The organism is Streptomyces sp. NPDC051018, from assembly GCF_044456085.1.
In the GTDB taxonomy this organism is placed as follows: domain Bacteria; phylum Actinomycetota; class Actinomycetes; order Streptomycetales; family Streptomycetaceae; genus Streptomyces.
Window position 1 is genome coordinate 1 of sequence record NZ_JBITFN010000025.1, and the last position, 18,821, is coordinate 18,821.

An 18,821-nucleotide genomic window follows, 5' to 3' on the forward strand; every position below is an offset into this window, starting at 1 on the left:
GGGGGGGTGTTTGGGGGGGGGGGGGGGGGGTCGGCGGGGGGGGGGGGGGGGTGGGGGGGGGGGGGGTGGTTGTGGGGGGGGGGGGGGGGGGGGGGGGGGGGGGGGTGGGGGTGGTGGGGGGGGGGGGGGGGGGGGGGGGGGGGGGGGGGGGGGCGCCGGGGGCCCCCCCCCCCCCCCCCGCCACAGGAGGGATCAGACGCCGAACGCGACGGGGTACTGGATGGTGCCCGCCGGGACCGGGCGGGTGTCGTCCAGAGCCATCGCCATCATGACCTCGTCAGGTACTTCGAAGGGGGCTCGGATGCCGAAGCGGGAGGCCGGCGTGAAGCCGAACCGAGGGTAGTAGTCGGCGTGTCCCAGGACGAGAACGAGGTTCTCTCCCATGGCCCCGGCGGCTGCCAGGGCGGCGCGGATCGCCGCGGAGCCGGCACCGGTGCGCTGGACCGAGGGAAGTACCGCGCACGGGGCCAGGGCGAGGGCAGGTTCACCGTCGACGTGGCAGCGGGTGAGCAGCGCGTACCCGACCGGGGTGCTGTCGGGGGCCGCGGCGACCATCGACAGGCCGTCGATCCACGCCTTCGGGTCAGCGCGCAGGGCGTCGACGATGTCGGCCTCGGCGTCCGTGGGGAAGGCCGCGAGGAGGATGTCTCGGACGACGGGCATGTCGTCCGCGGTTTCGGGACGGGCGGTCCAGGTGGTCATGATTCCGTTCTCAGTGGTGTCGTCAGGGCTGAGGAGGTAGGCGGCGTAACAGTAGTCGCCGCCGTGTTCGCGCCGCATGTCGATCTCTGTCCGGTGTGCGGCCAGGGCCTCCGGCATGCCGGGCTGCTGCGGGTCCGCCAGGGCCATGTGCTGGGTGAGCGGCGTGTAGTACTCGTCCCACCGGTTGCTTTCCGGCAGCGGCCAGTGCGCGCGGAGGCGATAGCCTGCGGCCTGGGCGGAGGCGGTGTTCGCGGCGTGGGTGCGCAGTGGGTAGATCGCGTCCCAGGAGGCGCGCGCCGGAGCAGCGGGGCTGGGCTTGGTCCATTCGATTTCGGTGATGGCGAGGACGCCGCCCGGGGCGAGCAGGCGACGCGAGGCGCGCAGGGCGACGTCAAAGCCGACGGTGTATGCGGATCCTTCGGCCCAGATCACGTCGAAGCTGTGATCGGGGACCGGGAGCCGGTCCATCGAGCAGTTGACGACCGTGATCCGATGGCCCAGGCCCCGGCGGGCCGCCTCGGCGGCGAGGCCGTCCAGGAAGGGCTGGTGCAGGTCGACCGCGGTCACGTGCGCACCGGCTTCCTCCTCCGGCAGCAGAGTGGAGCGGCCGGGGCCGCAGCCCGCGTCCAGCACACGCGGACGTTCGGGCAGTGGCCCGGCCATCTCCAGCAGGCGCCGTGTGGTGGCGTCCGAGCCGGGGCTCTGCCGGGGCAGATCGTGGTGCAGGGTGAAGAAAGCCTCCGTCACCAGGTCGGTGACAGGAGAGTGGTCGGGCGGGTCGGGGTCGCTCACAGCGGGCGCTCCCGGAACTCAGGGGTGGCACACAGGTGTCGCGTGATCTCCTTGTTGGCGCCCCCGGGGCCGGTCCGCGGCCGAGCGTCGGTGCGGGAGGCGGAGGAGGCGTTCTCCCCCAGCAGTTGGCGGCAGCTGTGCGGACGGCGCCGGGGAATCCGGCCTGCCTCGACGGCGGCCGGCACCGTACAGCCCCGTTCGCTCACCAGGGAACGGCGAGGCGTGGCGGCAGCGGGCCGGCTTGTCGGGGAGACCGCCAGGTGCCGGGAGTCCCGTAAGCCGACCATGAGGCGGAGTCACCGCTACCGCCAGTCAATGGCTGTCGGTCCTCGTCCATGACCCAAGGCTGGAGTCGGCGCTGAGCTCCCTGTCACTGCGCGGCACTTCCGAATGCCACACGAGTGGATACGGAGGCTGTCACTGGGACGACCGGCGGCGCCGCAGGTACGGGTCGAGCAGCGCGGGCGGGGTGTCGTTCTTCTCGTGTGCGGCGAGGTCGGTGCCGGGAGCGACGATGGCGTCGATCGCGTCGAGTACGTCGGCGGAGAGCCGGATGTCCCCGGCGGCAAGCTGCGAGTGCAGGTGGTCCAGCGTGCGGGGGCCGACGAGCGCACTGGTCACGCCGGGGTGCGCGGTCACGAAGCCGAGCGCGAGCTGGATCATCGTCAGGCCGGCCTCGTCGGCCACCTCGGCCAGTTGCTCGACGGCGTCGAGCCTGGCCCGGTTGGAGGGGATGGCGGTGTCGAAGCGCTGCGGCATGAACATTGAGCGGCTGGTGGTGATCTCGCTGCCCTCGCGGATCGCTCCCGACAGCCAGCCCGAGGCAAGCGGGCTCCATGCCAGCACACCGAGCCCGTACTGCTCGGTCACGGGCAGCACATGGGCCTCGATGCCGCGCTGCAGGATCGAGTAGCTGGGCTGTTCGGCGACGTAACGGCTCAAGTGGTGCTCGCGGGCGGCCCACTGGGCTTGCACGATGCGGTAGGCCGGAAAGGTCGAGGAGCCGAAGTAGCGGATCTTTCCCACGCTCTGCAGGTCGGTCAACGCCGACAAGGTCTCCTCGTCGCCGGTGTTCGGGTCCCACCGGTGGATTTGGTAGAGATCGATGTGATCGACGCCGAGCCGACGCAGGCTCTCCTCCAGCGCGGTGACCAGCCAGCGGCGGGAACTGCCCTGGCGATTGCGCTCGTCGCCCATCGGCATGGTCGCCTTCGTGGCCAGCACGATGTCGTCGCGGCGGCCCGCGATGGCCTTGCCGACCATTTCTTCCGACTCGCCGCCGCTGTAGACATCGGCGGTGTCGATCAGGTTGATCCCCGCCTCCAAGGCGGCGTCGACGATGGCGGTGACCTCCTCCTGGGTGGTGCGTCCGATCTTCCCGAAGTTCATCGCTCCGAGTGCGAGGGTGCTGACCTGCACACCGGTGCGGCCCAAAGTGCGGTACTGCATGGCCTTGTCTCCTCGTTGTGGGTGAAGCGCGGTGCATCGCGTGGCTTGGTCGCCGGGCCCCTGCTCTGGCATCATGAGAAAAACGGAACCATGTTCCGGAACGATACGGAACATGGTTCCGTTTTTGCAAGCGGTGTGGAAGGAGCGGCACGGTGAACGACGGCGACGAGGGCGCGGGGCAGCCGGCCCCGGCCAGGCGGAAGGACGCCCGCCGCAATCAGAAGGTCCTGCTCGATGCTGCCGCCGCGGTCTTCGTCGTGTCGGGCGTGGAAGCGCCGGTACGCGATATCGCGGCCAGGGCCGGCGTCGGGGTGGGCACGATCTACCGCCACTTCCCGGCGCGAGCGGACCTCATCATCGGCGTCTACCGGCACCAGGTCGACGCCTGCGCCGATGCCGGTCCGGCCCTGCTGGCGACCAGCCCTTCTCCGCACTCCGCGCTGAGGCAGTGGATCGACCTCTTCGCTGATTTCCTGGTCACCAAGCACGGACTCGCCGCCGTACTGCAGGCCGACAACGCCGGGTTCGAGGTGTTGCATGCCTACTTCCTCGACCGCCTCGTGCCCGTGTGCACCGAACTGCTCGAAGCCGCAGCCGTCGCCGGCGAGATCCGCCCCGACATCGATGCGTACCAGCTCATGCGCGGCGTCGGTAACCTCTGCATCGGCGCGGACAGCGATTCCCGCTACGACGCACGCCGCATGGTCGAACTCCTCGTCGCAGGGCTGCGCCGACCCCACCCCTGACCTCGGCGGCATCGCGTGTGCGGCTGCGCTGAATCGCGGGACTCACGGGGCGGGGCCAGGACCGGCGGCGGTCAGGTCCTGCTCGTGCAGCGTGGTGAAGTCCTCCCAGTCACCGCACTGCGCTCGGCCGGCCGCTCCGGGTACGCCATCAACCCCATGGCCGCGGCACGTTACCGCGACCGGCGGACCGCGGCGCGCAGGGAGCCGTACCACCTCGATGACGCGGTCGGCAGTCTTCACCGCGGCAGCGGGCCTGCTCGGTGGACGTCATCCCAGGCACCCGGCAGAGGCTCGGCACGTCGGATCAAGCGCTCCGTCGGCGGTCCGGGGGCGGATGGGCTGGAAGCTCTGCTGGCCCCGGCCGATGGGGCCCCGGACCGTCAGACGAGACGGAAGAAGAGTGTGTCCTGGGTGTACCAGGCGACATTGGCTGTGGAGTACTCCCACCCTTCGTGCCAGATATCCAGTACTTCAATGAGCTGCTGGACCTCATAGAGGAAGTCGTCGTCGAGGTGGTCCAGCACGGCGCGGTAGGCGTCGGCAGCGGGTTTGGCCTTGGCCAGCGGCAGGTGTCCGATCGCCGGGTAGCCGTCGACCGACGCCGGGAGAAGGGGGAAGTCCGAGGGCGGTCCGCCGTAGAGGTACGCGTGCGGCAGCAGATCGGCGGGGACCCCGAGGCCGTGCAGCGCCTCGTCCACCAGGCTGAAGAAGGTGGAAGGCCGCGAATAGGTGCCGAGGTGGTCCGGGTCGGATCCGTTGTGGTCGATGATGTGCTGGAGCGCCGAGTGGTACGCGTTTCCCGCGCAGTCCGCGTCCGAGCCGGTGTGGCCGGCCAGAAGGTGATCGAGTGCATCCGGAAGGGAAAGGCCCCAGTCGACACCCTGACGGTCAAGGTCGTCCTGGTGCCCCTGCGCCGCCTCGCGGATCACGGCGAGGCGGCGCTGCTGGTCCGGTGAGAGATCGCCCTTGCTGCCCAGGTAGGCCAAGATCTTGGCCTTGTCCGCAGTGGATGACGAGATGTTGTGGCTCATGATCGCCATGGTCCCAGAGAGCACTGACAGTCACGGGAGCCCGCCTGGAGCGGTCATCCCGCGCGCGAACCGCCGGTCTCCCCGCTCTGCCGGAGCCAGTGGTCGAAGGCCACGCGGTAGAGGCAGCCTGCCCGCTCCGGGCCTGCGGACCCGAGAGTGGGCACGGGTTCGCGTCCCCCGCGCCCGGGCGCCACAAAGGCCCCGTCCGGCCGGTGGGCAAGGGCGGTGTCCCTGGCGGCACCGTCCCGGTGTACGACCGTGAGCTTGCCGTTTAACGTCCGGCAGGCGGGACGGGTTCTCAGTCGAGCCAGATCACCATGGCGTGGCCATCAGAGGCTGCGGCCTGAAAGAACTCCGTCAGCGGGGTGAACAGGTCTCGGGCCCAGCCCAGCGACGTCGGTGAATCCCAGATCTGGGGGTAGATCTCGGCTGCGGCGAGTTCCGAGTGATCGACATCGTGAATCAGCTGTTCATACGTCATCTGAGTCAGCTTGTCGGCGGCCAGAAGTACGCGGTCGGCCGTCAGATATCGCGGCGGCCCGTAGCCCCAGTCATCGGCTTCGGCGAAGGGTTCCTCGCCGTGCACGATGCTCACCGGGAACGCCGAACGCTTCAGCAGGAAATCCAGCAGATTCCAGGTCTGGTGCGTGGTGAAGTGACGGGCTTCGGCCGGTGTCGTCTGGTTGTCTTCCTGGGCGTCCTGGATCTCCTCGGCGAGGTCCAGAGCCCACTGGGGATCCTTCAAAGCCCGGGTCAGTTCTTCGGGTGTGACGCGCAGGTACTCGCCGTTCATGCTCATGGGCGGCAGCTTACGGAGAGGCTCCGACAGCAGGTCCGGCTGCTCCTCCCGTGCGACGCGGTTTGGTGCCGACCCTGTGGTGTGCGGGTCTGGAGTAGGACTCACCGGTGGCGAGGACCCGTCCGACGCCGCAGTGGGTGGCAGGCTGCTTGTTCTTCGAGCCGAGCGGGCGGCCGGGCCCGGGCCGGCTGGGTTCCGGTGCACCGGCTGGCGTGCCGGTCTTCGCTCGTAGGTTCCTGAACCCCCGGCGGACTCGGGCGGGAGTGAGTCTGTTCGGTTCCGCTGGTCGTTCCCATGGCCGACGAAGGTCTTGTGTGAGTGGGCGGGCGAGACGGAGCTGAGTGTGTGCGGCCAGGTCGAGTCAGGTCCAGCGGTCGGCTGCGGCGGAGTCCCGGAGCTTGGGGCGGGTCCAGCCGAGCGTCTGCTTCAACAGGCGGAAGGTGTGCTCCACGTCGAAACCTTCGCAGGAATGCTCTCCAGCACCGATCCACGTCCTCAGAGCCCGCACCGGTGCCCGACCACCAGAGCCAGACGGGCTTGTTCACCCCGCCGCTCGGCAGCTTCTCGACCGTCAACCGGACACTGTGCCTTCGATGATCGGCAAGGGTCCCTCGTGGTCGTCCCAAGCCCCCCGGCGGGTCAGTCGGGGGTGCAGCCGGTCCCATGCCTGCGCGGTCGCCGCCCCGTAGCGGTTGGTATCGGTCACGGTCACCACCGCTTCCTCGCCCCAGGTTTCGGGGCGGCCGAAGACGAACTCGCCACCATGCCTGGGCGGCCGCCCTTGGGGTTGGCCAGGTGGAACTCTTCACGCGAGGGTGTCGGTCGGCGCATCACCCGGTCGGAACGAAGCCGTCCGAGGATTTGCACGGGCAGGCCGTCCAGCAGGTGAGCGATGCGCGGGGCGTCGTAGCCGGCGTCCAGCACGACCAGGACCTCCGGATCAGCCGGCCTCCACTGGCCGGCGGCTATGAGGTGCTCGACGACCTCGCGGATCTGGACCGTGGTGACCGCGGCGATGTCGGCGCCGGGCTCCAGGCGGACCGCAGCTCCGACCGGAAGCGTGACACCTCCGCGAACGCATCCCGCAAAACGATCTGATGCACCAAACTCATGACCACGGCCTTCGCGCTGACCCTCTGCCTCTGTGACGGAGCACAGGATCAGACGAAGGCCGCCCTCACGTGCGCTGAACTGCGAAAACACCGATCAAGTTCGAGCCGCGTTCGACACCGGACCATAAACGGCAAGGTGAGCGCCTGTTCTCGATGCGCGGTTCTGAATGCCTCGGGCGCTGGGCCGGCTGGGTGTCCGAGGTCGCGCGGGCAGAGCGCGGGGCGGGGCCGCGCGTGCTGTGGCGATCGGCTGAGCCCGGCCGCCGGGCCTGGGGCGGGGTTCTGCTCTGCGGCGTGTCGTGCCAGGCAATGGCGTCGGGACCGGCGGTTGCGCAAGCGAGTTGCCGCGGAGATCGGCGGGACCGGCCGGGCCGTGTGCCCGAGTGCGGTCCCGACTGAAGGAGTTCTCGGAGGTCGGGGTGCTGGTGCGAAGCCGTTCTCCTGTCGATCGTGAGTGCGGTGTGATCGAAAGCGGGGGTCGGGGCGGGTGAGCTACCACGTCCGCAACCCGGAGAAACCCCGTCGCGCGTCGAATCCGGGGTCCGGCCTGCGCTGAGTTCCCGGTGGCGGACTCGGCCACACGGGGATCGACTCCCGGGCTCGGACCCGGACGGTCGACATGTCGCACCTGGCACAGTGCACAGCCTTCGGCTGAGAGGTCGGCACACGGTGAGTGCCCCGGGTCGGTCCAGCGGCGCACGGCCGGGAGGGTGATCACCGCATCGGCAGAGGTGTCGAGGGGGTCAGGAGGGAGTCCCGGGCTGCTTTCCGAGCAGGCGGGGTTCCGGAGGGACGCCGGGCGGACGCGTGCCTTCGTGGCCCCCCCCGGGGGCGGGCCGAGCCGGCCGTCCCCCGTCGGCTCAGCCCGGAGGTTCGGGATCCAGCAGCGTGGTGAGACCGATGGGCAGCCGGGCGCGGAGAGCACCCCGTTCTCCGGGGGAGAGCGCGTCGGCGACGGTGGACACGACGGCGTGAATGTCCCACTGAGGGGTACGGGGCCGGATCCCCGTATGCCCGGCGACCCGGCGGCAGAACTCCTCCACCTCCAGGTCCTCCGCCTCCGCCCCGCAGGAAGCGCTCACCGTCCCGGCCAGACGCTCCGGAAGCCGCGCGGCCAGACGGCAGGCGCCCTCACGGCCGAGATGCTGTGCGAGCACGGCGAGCACGGCATGGCTGATGACCGCTGCCTCTTCCCGGCTGGTGTACTCGCCCCGGTCACGGACACGGGCCAGAAAAGCGTCGTCGGACATCAGGAGTGTGCCTCCCTGCTCGGACCGGGTGCTCCACCCCGGGGAGGAGTGACGGAACGGGACCAACGTCGCAGAAACAGCGGCAGCCCGCACCCGTGGTCCCGGCCATTCGGCCCCTGCCGACGGGGCGGACCGGTGAAGTCCCCGCCGGGCCCGGCGCCGCGTCTCGCCGGCGTCCGCCCTCACCCCAACGGCCGCCATCACTTCACCGTCGGTACGGGAACCCGACCCGGTGTCCCTGCCCGCCGGAGCCGCCCGCGCGAGGGCTGCCCTGCCCTCCGGCCCCCCGGAGGGTCCCGCGGTAACGCGCATTCGGCACGCGCATGATCCAGCATCAGCGTCTCGGGGGCCGTGCCAGGGGCAACAGCCCGAGTCCTGCCGTCTCCCGGACCGGGAGCAAGCCCGTCCGCCGAGCCGCGGATACCGGATGGAGCCGCCGGCACCCGATGAGCGATCGTATGCGGGTAACCGATCGGAGACCGGCGGCGGCATCGCTGCCCGCCGGTAATCCTGCTCCGGCGAAGGACCGCTGCCGAGAACGGCCCGGCGTCACCGCTGTCCCCTCGGCTGCTCGTCCCGTCGTCGTGGCGTCGGAGAAGGGGCAGTCCGCCGACCCGTGAAGGGCGGCGCAGGCGAGGAGTTGCACATGGGCGCACAGGACACGCAGGACGCACAGGACACGGCCACAAGGCTGCGGGCGATCGGCGACGAGCTGTCGGACCGGTTCTACGAGCGGGCCGACGTGGTACGGACGCTGGTGGTCACGCTGCTGGCAGGGCAGCACTCACTGATGCTCGGCCCGCCCGGCACCGCGAAGTCCGAGATGGCCCGGGAGCTCACGGGCAGGATCGAGGGTGCGGCCTACTGGGAGATCCTGCTGTCGAAGTTCACCGCGCCGACGAGGATGTTCGGCCCCATCGACGTCGCCGCGCTGGCCCAAGGTGAGTACCGCCAGGTCTACGAGGGCCGGGCCACGACCGCGCACATCGCGTTCATCGACGAGATCTTCAAGTGCTCCACGGCGGCGCTGAACGAGACGCTGGGCTTTCTCAACGAGCGGATATACCACCCCGAGAACGGCGGCGAGCCGATCCGCTGCCCTCTGATCGGGGCCATCACGGCGAGCAACGAACTGCCGGGCGGCGAGGATTCGGCCGCGGTCTACGACCGGCTGCTGGTGCGGATCGAGGTCGGTTATCTGGCGGATCCCGCGAACTTCGCCGCACTGGTCCGCTCCGCCGTCACCCGCCCGCAGGAGCCGAACCGGACCACGGTCGAACTGGCCGCGCTGCGCCACGCCGTGACCGAGGCCGTCCCGGCCGTAGACGTCCCCGAGGCGATCGTGGACGCCGTGTGTACGCTGCGGGCCGCGCTGCGCCGCAAGGAACTCATCGCCTCCGACCGGCGCTGGCGGCAGGCGGTGGGCCTGCTCCAGGCGTCCGCGTTCCTCGACGGCCGGGCGGCGGTGGCCACGACGGATCTGGCGGTGCTGACCCATGTGCTGTGGGACTCCCCCGCCCAGCGCCCCATCGTCGAGCGCGAGGTGCTGCAACTGGTCCACCCCGACGCCAAGGAGGCGCTGGACCTGGCCGACGCCATCGAGGAGTTGGAGGCCCAGCTCGACGCGATGGCCGGCCAGTCCCGCGAGGCGCTGAGCGAGTGGGTCATCAAAAAGGCCCACAACAAGCTCGCCACGGCGGGGAAGAGGCTGGAGAAGCTGCGTGCGGAGGCGGCGGGCGCCGGCCGCTCGACCGCCGCCATCGACCGGATCTCCGGCCGCCAGCGAGCGGTCCGCGCCCGTGTCCTCACCGAGGCCCTCGGCGTGGACGCGAGTACGGTACAGGCCCAGCTCTGAACATCGAGGGGATCCACGCCATGGACGGGACACCGGACACACTCGACGAGCCGGCGAGCCTGGCCGGGGTGTCGCCGGAGTCGTCCGCCGCGGCTCCCGAGCGGCACACCGCGGCCGTGGCCGCCGCCTGGTCCGACCGGATCTCCTGGCGAGACACCTACGAGGAGTCGGCCGGACTGCGCGAGCTGACCGAGGAGTTGACCGGGCGTCACGACTGCGCCGCCGACCTGCTGACCGATGTGTTCCTGGTCGCCTACCAGGCCGCCCCCCGGTTGCGCGAGCGCGAGGAGATGGCCCCCTCCCGGCTGGTCAACCACCAGATCGTCAGCTCGCTCGTGGAGTCACCTGAGTTCACCGGGCTGCGCCGGGAGACGGCCGGAGACCGCTACGCCGCCGCCATGGCGGTGCTCGCGCAGGCCCCTGCGCTGCGCGGGATGCTGGAGCACTCCCGGGGTGCTCAGCGGCGGGCCGAGCAGGCGGTACAGGCACAGCGGGAGGCCGCGGGCGCCGTGGGCGACGCACTCCGGCAGGCCGCGGACGGGGCAGGCCCGGTGCCTGCCCCGGCCGCGGACGCCGTACAGCGGGCGATCGAGGGTGCCGAGGCAGCCGGTGCAGCGGCGCAGCAGGCCGTCCAGGACGCGGCGCGGGCCCTCGCGGCGGCGGCCCCGGGCATCCGTACGGCCGCGCGGAACGCGACGGTGAAGGCCGCCGGGGCCGCGCGGGCGGAGGCCGCGCTGATGCGGGCATGGGGTGTGGGCGCGGGCGAGCTGGAGCGGATGCCGTTCGACGGGCGCGCCCGGCTCGCCGAGCGGCTGCGCACCGGCCGGCTGGCGCGGTGGGCCGAACTGATCGGGCGTTTCCGTCAGATGGCAGGCGGTGAGCGCGCCCGCAAGGTGGAGAACACCACCGGGGAGCTGATCGGCGTCACCCTCGGCGATGACCTGTCCCGCCTCATCCCCTCCGAGCTGGCCAACCTCGGTCTGCCCGAGACGCGTGCCGTGTTCGCCGCGCGCTACGCCGCCGGGGAGCTGATGCTCTACGACAGCCGGGGAGAGCAGTCCACCGGTCGGGGCGCCGTGATCGCGTGTGTGGACACCTCGCACTCGATGTACGCGGAGGGGCCCGGCGGAGTGACCCGGGAGGCGTGGGCGAAGGCGTGTGCCCTGGCGCTGCTGGATCAGGCCCGTCGCGCCAGGCGTGACTTCGTCGGCATCGTGTTCTCCTCCCCCGGCCAGATCCGGGTCTTCCGCTTCCCGGCGGACGAGCCCGCCGGCATCGGCAGGGTGCTCGACTTCGCGGAGACCTTCCTCGGCGGCGGCACCAGCTATCAGACTCCGCTGACCGCGGCCGGTGAACTGCTGGAGGAGGAGTTCGACGACACCGCCCGCGCGCGCGGTGACATCGTGCTGATCACGGACGACGAATGCGGTGTCACGGAGGAGTGGATGCGGGGCTGGAACGAGGCCAAGCGCCGGTTGGGCTTCCGGGTCTTCGGCGTGGCCATCGGCGCCCCGACCGCCGCCGGAGCCGTTTCGGTGCTGGAGGCCCTGTGCGACAACCTCCGCTCCATCGAGGACCTGACCGACGTCCACGCCGCCGCAGACCTCTTCCGTGTGATCTGATCCGGTCTCCGCCCCGTGTGCCCCGGGGCGGATCCGTTCCCGCCTTGCAGAAGCACGAGGTGGGCTCTGTAGGGCGATTGATGGCCCGTCGGCTCCAGGACGGGGCTGGGTGAAGTCGCCGAGGTCCCGGCTTGGGCGCGTGTGGAGTCCGCGACGCGGGGGGTGGTGGCGCCCGGGCTGCCCCAGATGCGCCGTGGGCGAGATGAGCGACAGCGCCCCTGCGTTCGGGGCGCCGCGAGCCGGACCGGTCGGGGGCGATACGGCCTAACTCCTCGGTACGTCCTTCACGAACACGATCCCGTCGTGGGCGGCGAGATGCGCCGGGTCGAGCGGGGCGTAGCCGAAGTACGATGACACCCGCGGGGCGACCTGTGCGTCGGCGAGGGCTGATGCCAGCCCGGGCGCGTCGACGACGCAGCGGTCCTCAGGGAGCGCGTACAGGAGGCCCTCGACGGTGTCGGGCGTCGGGGTGTCCACCCCCTCGTGCCGGATCGTGCCGAGGTGCGTGGCCAGGAAGGCGTACTCCTCGCCCAGGCGGAGGCTCACCAGCGCCCCGGCGCTCCACCACTCCAGCAGGGGTTGGTCCCACATGCGCATCGTGCTCTTCTCCCGCTGGAGATGGCTGTTGTGGGCGAAGGCCAGTACCGGACCTCGTTCGGTGAGGGCGAGGAGGTTCTCGGCCATCATCGAGTCCCGCAGGCCCAGCAGCCGCGTCATACGGCTCGGGGTGGTGTCGGCCATCCAGAAGTGGTAGCGCAGCAGGCCGGTGGCGGTGCGCCCGTACAGTCGCGCCCGGCCCCAGTCGTCCCGTGATGTCGCCGTGATCAGATCCGGCGTCCGTGCGTCGAGGAGCGTCACCAGGTCGTCGGTGAGCAGCCGCAGTCCCGCCGCCTCGGCGGACCGCCCCACGGAGCGGGTCGGATCCATCATGGCGGCGGGTTCGGTCCACGGGCCGTCGGCGCCGAGCAGGCGGTCGAGCGTGTCCGCGGTGCAGGGGAGCAGGGCCTCGTCCACATGGGCCGCGAGGTAGCCGTGGAGTGCGGTGAGGGCCCCCCGCGGGCTCGCGGCTCCGGTGATCTCCAGCGGCCCGTCGAACCCTGCGAAACGCAGGCACTCGGACACGGGTCGGCCGTCGTTGTACGCGCGCATCCAGCGCACGAGTTCGCGGTTGGCCGGGGACGCGCCGAAGCCGTGGCTGAAGCCGTGCTCCATGACCTCGTCAAGTGTGCCCGTGCCCGAGGTGATGTAGTCGTCCACGACCAGGCCCATGAGGCAGTCGCTCTCGATCGTGATCGTGCGATAGCCCTCCTGCTCGACGAGCTGACGGAAGAGTTCGTTGCGCAGTTCGAGCAGTGTGTCCTCGCCGTGGGCGGGCTCGCCCAGGGCGAGCAGCCGCGGCCGGGCCGGGAGCAGCCTCATGACGGCGGCCGCGTCGAAGGGATGGACGGCGTCCTTGATGTCAGTAGTCATGACCTCTACGGTATCGTTGAACATCCGGTTGAGACTTTCCCGCGATATCGGCAGGACCATGGGACGGAACCTTCAAACCAGCAAGCGGCTCAGGCCGGTTGATCTGGCGCGCGGGCACGGTCTGTCCACGCAGGCGATCAGAAACTACGAGGAGGCCGGCATCCTTCCGGCCGCCGCCCGCTCCCCCCACGGATACCGCGCCTACACCCCGCTCCACGCGCGGGCCCTGCGCGCGTTCCTCGCCCTGGTGCCCGGCCACGGACACGGCACGGCGACGTCGATCATGCGGGCGGTGAACGAGGGCGCGGCCGAGGAGGCGTTGCGCCTGATCGACGAGAGTCACGCCCAGCTCCTCGACGACCGCCGGACCCTCCGGGCCGTGGAGAGCGCCCTGCGCGATCTGGAGCCCGGTACAGGGCCGGGACCGGGGCCAGGGTCCGGGCCAAGGGCGGAGTCCCGGCCAGGGTCCGGGCCGGGCGGCACGTTCATCGGGCCGCTGGCGGGGAAGCTCGGAATCCGTCCCGCCACCCTGCGCGCTTGGGAGCGAGCCGGGCTGCTGCGCCCGCGCCGCGACCCGCTGACCGGGTACCGGGTCTACGACGAGGCCGATGTACGGGACGCCCGGCTCGCCCATCAGCTCAGGCGGGGCGGCTATCTGCTGGAGCAGATCGCCCCGCTGATCGTCCAGGTCAGGGCGGCCGGCGGGCTGGAGCCGCTGGAGACCGCACTGCGCGACTGGCGCGGGCGGCTGTCCGCCCGCGGGCGGGCCATGCTGGCGGGGGCCGCCGAACTGGACGCGTACCTCCGTGAACACGGAGGCGATGCCGGCCGGGAGAACCAGGGTTCCTAGCGGTTCCGTCCCGGCGGCCCTCCACCGGCAGGCCGCGGCGCGGAGGGGCCCGGTGATCCACAGGGTGTCCTCCTCCCCCTTTGCACGCCCGGCACCTTCCGGTCCGTCGGATGCCCCGACCGCGGCGCACGGACGACACCGTCGACCGCACGGACGTCCGGTCGGGCGCGGAGGCGGCCCGTGCCCCCGGGCGTCGATCCCCCGGGACAACCGCGGTACGGCCCGGCGCCCGGCCATCGTGATGCACCGGGCCTCCGCCGGGCCTCGCCGCCGATGGTGATCCCGGTTGTCGGGAGCCCGGGCCGGGACGAACGTCAGGGGGACGGCTCCTCACCGATCGCCATGCGCGCGTAGTTCGCGAGGGAGCGGTTGTAGCGCGGCAAGTGCTTGGACAGGGCACCGAGGGCCATCGACGCCGCCTCCCGTTCGCGGCCGACGTCGATCAACGCCAGTGCCAGGAAGGCCGCGACGGCGTCATCGAGATGATCGGTGGCACGGTCCCGCTCCGCGGTGAGGAGTTCGACGGCCGTCTCCGGGTGCCCCAGCGCGCGCAGCGTACTGGACATCTGGATCACGGCCCGCCGTCTGCGTTCGCCCGTCAGCCCGGCTTCCAGGGCCTTGCGGTACAGGGGTACGGCAGCCTCCCCCTCGCCGGTCGAGTCGTGGGCCGAAGCGCGCTCGAAGGACGCGACCGCGTGCCCCTCGGGCAACTCGTCCGCCAGCTCCCCGACCTTCGCGCGGAACTCGGCAGCCCCGTAGTCGTCGATCGCGGCCCACAGATCGGCGGAACGCCGCTCCCATTCCGGTGTGGTGATCATTCCCCCAGCCTCACAGACGATGCCGCTTCCACCAAGTGCGGTCCGGGTGACCCCGTTCCCGCCCCGGACCTCGGCCCTGATCGGGCAGCCCCGCCGGCTCGCGTTCACCTTCGGCGGCGTACGGCCGAGGTCCCCCGCCCCCCTTCCCGCGGATGGCGCATACAGCCGATGACCGGTGCGCAGGCGGCTGCTGTCGAGCCACTGGACGCCCAGCCGGCACAGGCGGGCGAAGCGCCCGATGGTGAGGAGTTCTTCGTGCATGCCCTCATGCCGGACTCTCCCATCGTGGGAGGGTCCAGCGCCGCACTCATGGGGCGCCGGGTCCCGCCCCCGCTCCTCGTACGGGCGGTGCGCGAACGGTACGTGACCCGGGCGCGCCCTCGACGGCCCCATCCGGTCCCGGCCGCCGTCGCGGCCGACGGGGGTTCACACGTGGTAGGTCCGCGCCGGGAGACCCCGTACGCCGATGTCGGCGCGGAAGAGGGCCCCGGCTCGGGGCTCGGTGCCGGGGTCGAGTCCCATGGCGGAGGTGGTGATGTAGAGCCGGTCGAGGTCCGGGCCACCGAAGGCGCAGGCGGTGACGTGCCCCGCGGCTACCCCGGGATGCCGGAGGTCGGCAATCTGCCCATGCCCCGGCGGCTGCTGGAGCAGGGCGTCACCGACATGGTCCGGATCTCCGACGCCCGGATAAGCGGCACCGCCTACGTGACCTGTGTGCTGCATGTGGCACCGGAGGCGGCTGTAGGAGACACCGTGTACCGCTGGGAACACCTGGAACTGATTGCCTGTCAGAAGGTCGTCGGCATCGTCCGCACCGACTCGTCCGCGAAGGCCGTGGAGATGGCCAGGGCCTGCCTGGTCGCCGGTCTGCGGGTCGTCGAGATCTCCCTCACCACCCCCGGGGCCCTCGACGCCGTCCGGCAGATCACCGGCGAGCGCGACGACGTGCTGATCGGGGCGGGCACCGTCCTGGACGAGGCGTCCGCGCGGGCCGCCGTCCTCGCCGGCGCCCGTCTGCTCCTCTCCCCCTCCCTCCACCCGGAGGTCATCAGCTGCGGGCACCGCTACGGAGCGAGTGTGATGCCCGGCGTCGACACCCCGGCGGAGGCGGTCGCGGCCATCTCCGCGGGCGCCGACGCGGTGAAGCTCTTCCCCGCCAGCCGCTGGACCCCGGAGTCCTTCCTCGGTATGCGCGCGGCGCTCCCCCAGATCCCGTTCGTCGCCACCGGCGGGATCAGCCCGGAGGCCGCTCCCGAGTGGATCGCCGCGGGAGCGGTGGCGGTGGGGATGGGCGCGTCCCTGACCGCGGGTACGGCCGCGGAGGCCGCCGCGCGCGTGGCGGACCTCGACGCGGCTCTCAACGGCTGAGCCGCCGAAGCCCGGTGGTGCCCTGATCACCGGCTCCCGGGGCTCCGCCCCGAGGCCCGCGCTCCCTCAGTCGCCGGAGGGGCTGAATCGTCCGCCCGTGCCCGCGCCCGCGCCGGCGCCCGCCGGGGCGGCGGCGCCCTCGCCCGTACCACCGCCGCCGGTACCCCCGGCCGCGCCCACGGCGGTGCCGGGCCCGCCCGCTTCCGTACGCGCGGACTCCCCCGCCCCCGCACGGCGGGCGAGGAACTTGGCCGCCTCCCACACCACCAGCAGCACCAGGGCCGACAGCAGCGCCCAGCCGAACTGCCGCAGATCGATCCGGGTGGTGCCGAGGATATGGCGGAAGCCGTCCATCTGCGTGACCAGGACGGCGAGCACGAACTCGCCGAGAGCGGCCCAGTTCATCTGCCTGCTGTCGAAGGTGCTGGTGGTCAGCACCGAGGCGGTCTCGCTGCGGGACTCGAAGGCGGCCACGATCAGACAGAGCGCGAAGGCGGTGAACGCGATGGAGCTGCCGGTCTCCACACTGCCGAAGTGCGCCTCGCCCAGCTTGATCAGCCCGAGCAGGATGACGGTGATGGCGAGCCCGCTGAGGGCGACGGTCAGCAGCAGTGACCGGGTGAGCACCGATTCGCCCCGGGGCCGCGGTGTACGCCGCATCAGCCCCGGACTCTCCCGGTCGAAACCGAGGGCGAAGCCGAAGGGGGCGTTGACGATGAAGTGGATCCACAGCACCTGCGGCGGGGTGAAGGGCTCGCCCGCGGCGATATTGAGGACGGTGGCGCCGAGGAAGGTGAGGACGAAGGCGACGAGCAGCAGCAGGACGAAACGGATGTACTTGGTGAGGTTGTCGTAGAGCTTCCGGCCCTCCTCCACCGCGTAGACGATCGTGGCGAAGTTGTCGTCGGAGAGGATCATCCGGCCCGCGTTCTTGGCCACGTCGGTGCCGCTGCCCATGGCGATCCCGATGTCCGCGGCCTTGATGGCGGGCGCGTCGTTGACACCGTCGCCGGTCATCGCCACCACGTCGCCCTTCTTCTTCAGGGTGTCGGCGAGCAGGACCTTGTGCTCCGGCGCGACCCGGCCGACGACTCCGATGCGCTCGATCCGGTCGAGCTGTTCGTGCTCCGGCAGCGCGGCGAAGTCAGCGCCGAGAACGGCCTCCCCGGGGATCCCGAGCTGCCGGGCGATGGCGGCGCCGGTGGTGACGTCGTCGCCGGTCACCATACGGACCCGGATATGGGCGTGCTGTGCGTTCTCGACCGCCGCCCTGGACTCGGCGCGCGGCGGATCGACCAGGGCGACGAGGCTGGTCATCCGCAACCCGGTGACCTGGGCGAGGAGGTCTCCGCCGGGGTCGAATCCCTCGGGGTCGATGTCCCGGGTGGCGGCGGCCATCACCCGGTGCCCCTCGCTCCCCATCCGCTCGGTCTCCCGCCGGGCGCGTCCGCTCAGCGCCTCGTCCCAGACGCGCTCGGCGCCCTCCGAGAGTGCGGTGGCGGCGCGGGCCATGACCGCCGGGGCGGCGCCCTTGACGAAGCAGCGCACCACCGGGCGGCCCTCTGCGCCGGTGGTGGAGTTGAAGGTGGCCATCAGCTTGTAGCCGGGGTCGAACGGCAGGGTCGCCAGTCGCGGCAGCCGTTCCCGGGTGGCGGCGATATCGAGCCCCGCCTTGTGGCCGAGCACCAGGAAGGCGCCCTCGGTGGGGTCCCCGACGATCTGGCCGTCCACCAGTTCGGCGTCGTTGGCAATCAGATAGGGCAGGATCGCGTCCTCGATGCCCGCTGAGGACCCGACCGCGTGGTGGATCCGGCCCTCCAGCCCGTAACCCGTGCCCGAGACGGTGTACCGGTCGGCGGGGGTGACGATCTCGACGGCGGTCATCTGGTTCATCGTCAGAGTGCCGGTCTTGTCCGAGTTGATGGCCGAGGTGAAGCCCAGGGTCTCGACCGACGGCAGTTCCTTGACGATCGCGTTGCGTTTGGCGAGGTTGAGGCTGCCGACGGAGAGGATCACCTGGGTGACCGTGGGCAGGGCCTCGGGGATCGCGGCGATCGCCAGCGAGACCGCGCTGACGAACAGGGCGTCCCACGCCTGGCCCCTGGCACGGCCGAGGACGAACATCACGATCATGGTGAGTCCGGCCGCCCCGGCGATCCACAGCGTCAGATTGTTGAGCTGCCGGGTGAGCGGTGACTCCTCCTTCGCGGTGGCGGAGAGCATCCCCGAGATCTTGCCGAGTTCGGTGCCGGCGCCGGTGCCGGTGATCACGAGCACCCCGCTGCCGTGGGTGACGGGCGTGTTCATGAACGCCATGTTCGTCTGGTCGCCCGGCCCGAGGGGGGTGTCCGGCAGGGTGCCGGCGTCCTTGGCGGCCGGGGTGCTCTCGCCGGTGAGCGCGGACTCGTCGATCTGGAGCGCGCTCGCCTCCACGATGCGCCCGTCGGCCGGCACCTGGTCCCCGGCGGCGATCAGTACGATGTCGCCCGGGACCAGCTGTTCGGCGGGGATCTCCGACTCGGCGCCGTCGCGCCGGACCCGGGCCGTGGCCTTCATCATCGACTTCAGCGCGTTCATCGCGCTCTCGGCCTTGCCCTCCTGGCGCAGGCCCACGACCGCGTTCAGCAGGGTGAGCAGGACGAGCAGGATCGCCGTACTCCACTGCTGGATCGCCAGCGAGACGACCGCCGCGCCCACCAGGATGATCTGCATATAGCTGCGGTACTGGTCGAGGAACCGCCGCCAGGCCGGGGCGGGCTTCTCCTCGGGGAGCGCGTTCGGGCCGTGGGCCGCCAGCAGTTCGGCGGTGCGGGAGCCGGTGAGTCCGGTCGCGGGGTCCACGCCGTGCGCGGAGGTGACGTCCTCGGGGAGGCGGGAGTACCAGGCCGGGCCCCCGGCGGCGGCGGGCGGTCCGCCCGCCGGGGCACCGCCTTCCGGGTCCGGCTGTTCCGGCATGC

Annotated in this window: 13 protein-coding genes and 1 pseudogene; 5 read left to right on the plus strand and 9 right to left on the minus strand. The window is 71.5% G+C overall.

What is annotated here, in order from left to right; genetic code table 11:
* Window positions 1–192: 192 nt before the first annotated feature.
* Both ACIBCM_RS30540 and ACIBCM_RS30545 read right to left on the minus strand, forming a co-directional pair.
* On the minus strand, window positions 193–1,494 hold the full coding sequence (locus ACIBCM_RS30540; RefSeq protein WP_399248857.1) for a GNAT family N-acetyltransferase: 1,302 nt from the start codon (window positions 1,492–1,494) through the stop codon (window positions 193–195).
* 417 nt (window positions 1,495–1,911) lie between these two features.
* The gene (locus ACIBCM_RS30545; RefSeq protein WP_399248859.1) at window positions 1,912–2,943 is read right to left on the minus strand and encodes an aldo/keto reductase; all 1,032 of its coding nucleotides are present in this window, start codon (window positions 2,941–2,943) and stop codon (window positions 1,912–1,914) included.
* 152 nt (window positions 2,944–3,095) lie between these two features.
* On the opposite strand from ACIBCM_RS30545, the gene ACIBCM_RS30550 reads away from it, so the two are divergent.
* Window positions 3,096–3,689, plus strand: coding sequence for a TetR/AcrR family transcriptional regulator (locus ACIBCM_RS30550; protein WP_399248861.1), 594 nt, complete (start codon window positions 3,096–3,098; stop codon window positions 3,687–3,689).
* A 380-nt stretch (window positions 3,690–4,069) separates the two neighbouring features.
* Here ACIBCM_RS30550 and ACIBCM_RS30555 read toward each other — a convergent pair whose 3' ends face one another.
* The 4 genes and pseudogenes from ACIBCM_RS30555 to ACIBCM_RS30570 all read right to left on the minus strand — a co-directional run bounded on the left by ACIBCM_RS30555 (window position 4,070) and on the right by ACIBCM_RS30570 (window position 7,881).
* The gene (locus tag ACIBCM_RS30555; RefSeq protein ID WP_399248863.1) at window positions 4,070–4,720 is read right to left on the minus strand and encodes a hypothetical protein; all 651 of its coding nucleotides are present in this window, start codon (window positions 4,718–4,720) and stop codon (window positions 4,070–4,072) included.
* Window positions 4,721–5,018: 298 nt separating this feature from the next.
* Window positions 5,019–5,519: a YfbM family protein gene (locus ACIBCM_RS30560; RefSeq protein ID WP_399248865.1), complete on the minus strand. Its 501-nt coding sequence runs from the start codon at window positions 5,517–5,519 to the stop codon at window positions 5,019–5,021.
* Window positions 5,520–5,529: 10 nt separating this feature from the next.
* Window positions 5,530–6,563, minus strand: a pseudogene (locus ACIBCM_RS30565) (transposase); the annotation flags it as partial.
* A gap of 928 nt (window positions 6,564–7,491) precedes the next feature.
* Window positions 7,492–7,881 (minus strand): DUF2267 domain-containing protein, encoded by a 390-nt coding sequence (locus tag ACIBCM_RS30570; protein ID WP_399248867.1) that lies wholly within the window; start codon window positions 7,879–7,881, stop codon window positions 7,492–7,494.
* 646 nt (window positions 7,882–8,527) lie between these two features.
* Between ACIBCM_RS30570 and ACIBCM_RS30575 the strand changes: the two genes are divergently transcribed.
* Together ACIBCM_RS30575 and ACIBCM_RS30580 are read left to right on the plus strand one after the other, a co-directional pair.
* Window positions 8,528–9,736, plus strand: a complete 1,209-nt coding sequence (locus ACIBCM_RS30575) for an AAA family ATPase (protein WP_399248869.1) — start codon at window positions 8,528–8,530, stop codon at window positions 9,734–9,736.
* A gap of 20 nt (window positions 9,737–9,756) precedes the next feature.
* A complete protein-coding gene (locus tag ACIBCM_RS30580; protein WP_399248871.1) occupies window positions 9,757–11,358 on the plus strand; it encodes a VWA domain-containing protein in 1,602 nt (533 codons plus the stop codon).
* Between the two features lie 264 nt (window positions 11,359–11,622).
* Here the strand turns inward: ACIBCM_RS30580 and ACIBCM_RS30585 are convergent, their stop codons facing one another.
* Window positions 11,623–12,828, minus strand: coding sequence for an erythromycin esterase family protein (locus tag ACIBCM_RS30585; protein ID WP_399248872.1), 1,206 nt, complete (start codon window positions 12,826–12,828; stop codon window positions 11,623–11,625).
* A 58-nt stretch (window positions 12,829–12,886) separates the two neighbouring features.
* Between ACIBCM_RS30585 and ACIBCM_RS30590 the strand changes: the two genes are divergently transcribed.
* Window positions 12,887–13,678, plus strand: coding sequence for a TioE family transcriptional regulator (locus ACIBCM_RS30590; protein ID WP_399248874.1), 792 nt, complete (start codon window positions 12,887–12,889; stop codon window positions 13,676–13,678).
* Window positions 13,679–13,992: 314 nt separating this feature from the next.
* Here ACIBCM_RS30590 and ACIBCM_RS30595 read toward each other — a convergent pair whose 3' ends face one another.
* Complete coding sequence (locus ACIBCM_RS30595) at window positions 13,993–14,757, minus strand: tetratricopeptide repeat protein (RefSeq protein WP_399248876.1); 765 nt, start codon at window positions 14,755–14,757, stop codon at window positions 13,993–13,995.
* A gap of 171 nt (window positions 14,758–14,928) precedes the next feature.
* Between ACIBCM_RS30595 and ACIBCM_RS30600 the strand changes: the two genes are divergently transcribed.
* Window positions 14,929–15,864: a dihydroxy-acid dehydratase gene (locus ACIBCM_RS30600; protein WP_399248878.1), complete on the plus strand. Its 936-nt coding sequence runs from the start codon at window positions 14,929–14,931 to the stop codon at window positions 15,862–15,864.
* Window positions 15,865–15,930: 66 nt separating this feature from the next.
* On the opposite strand, the gene ACIBCM_RS30605 is transcribed toward ACIBCM_RS30600, so the two are convergent.
* Window positions 15,931–18,819 carry a cation-translocating P-type ATPase gene (locus tag ACIBCM_RS30605; RefSeq protein ID WP_399248880.1) on the minus strand — a complete coding sequence of 963 codons (2,889 nt, stop codon included), beginning with the start codon at window positions 18,817–18,819 and terminating at the stop codon, window positions 15,931–15,933.
* Between the last annotated feature and the right edge of the window lie 2 nt (window positions 18,820–18,821).

Bases quoted from the DNA above. Each gene is read 5' to 3' on its own strand.
- ACIBCM_RS30545 (WP_399248859.1), bottom strand. From the start codon at position 2,943: ATGCAGTACCGCACTTTGGGCCGCACCGGTGTGCAGGTCAGCACCCTC.
- ACIBCM_RS30555 (WP_399248863.1), bottom strand. From the start codon at position 4,720: ATGAGCCACAACATCTCGTCATCCACTGCGGACAAGGCCAAGATCTTG.
- ACIBCM_RS30560 (WP_399248865.1), bottom strand. From the start codon at position 5,519: ATGAGCATGAACGGCGAGTACCTGCGCGTCACACCCGAAGAACTGACC.
- ACIBCM_RS30570 (WP_399248867.1), bottom strand. From the start codon at position 7,881: ATGTCCGACGACGCTTTTCTGGCCCGTGTCCGTGACCGGGGCGAGTAC.
- ACIBCM_RS30575 (WP_399248869.1), top strand. From the start codon at position 8,528: ATGGGCGCACAGGACACGCAGGACGCACAGGACACGGCCACAAGGCTG.
- ACIBCM_RS30580 (WP_399248871.1), top strand. From the start codon at position 9,757: ATGGACGGGACACCGGACACACTCGACGAGCCGGCGAGCCTGGCCGGG.
- ACIBCM_RS30585 (WP_399248872.1), bottom strand. From the start codon at position 12,828: ATGACTACTGACATCAAGGACGCCGTCCATCCCTTCGACGCGGCCGCC.
- ACIBCM_RS30590 (WP_399248874.1), top strand. From the start codon at position 12,887: ATGGGACGGAACCTTCAAACCAGCAAGCGGCTCAGGCCGGTTGATCTG.
- ACIBCM_RS30595 (WP_399248876.1), bottom strand. From the start codon at position 14,757: ATGCACGAAGAACTCCTCACCATCGGGCGCTTCGCCCGCCTGTGCCGG.
- ACIBCM_RS30605 (WP_399248880.1), bottom strand. From the start codon at position 18,819: ATGCCGGAACAGCCGGACCCGGAAGGCGGTGCCCCGGCGGGCGGACCG.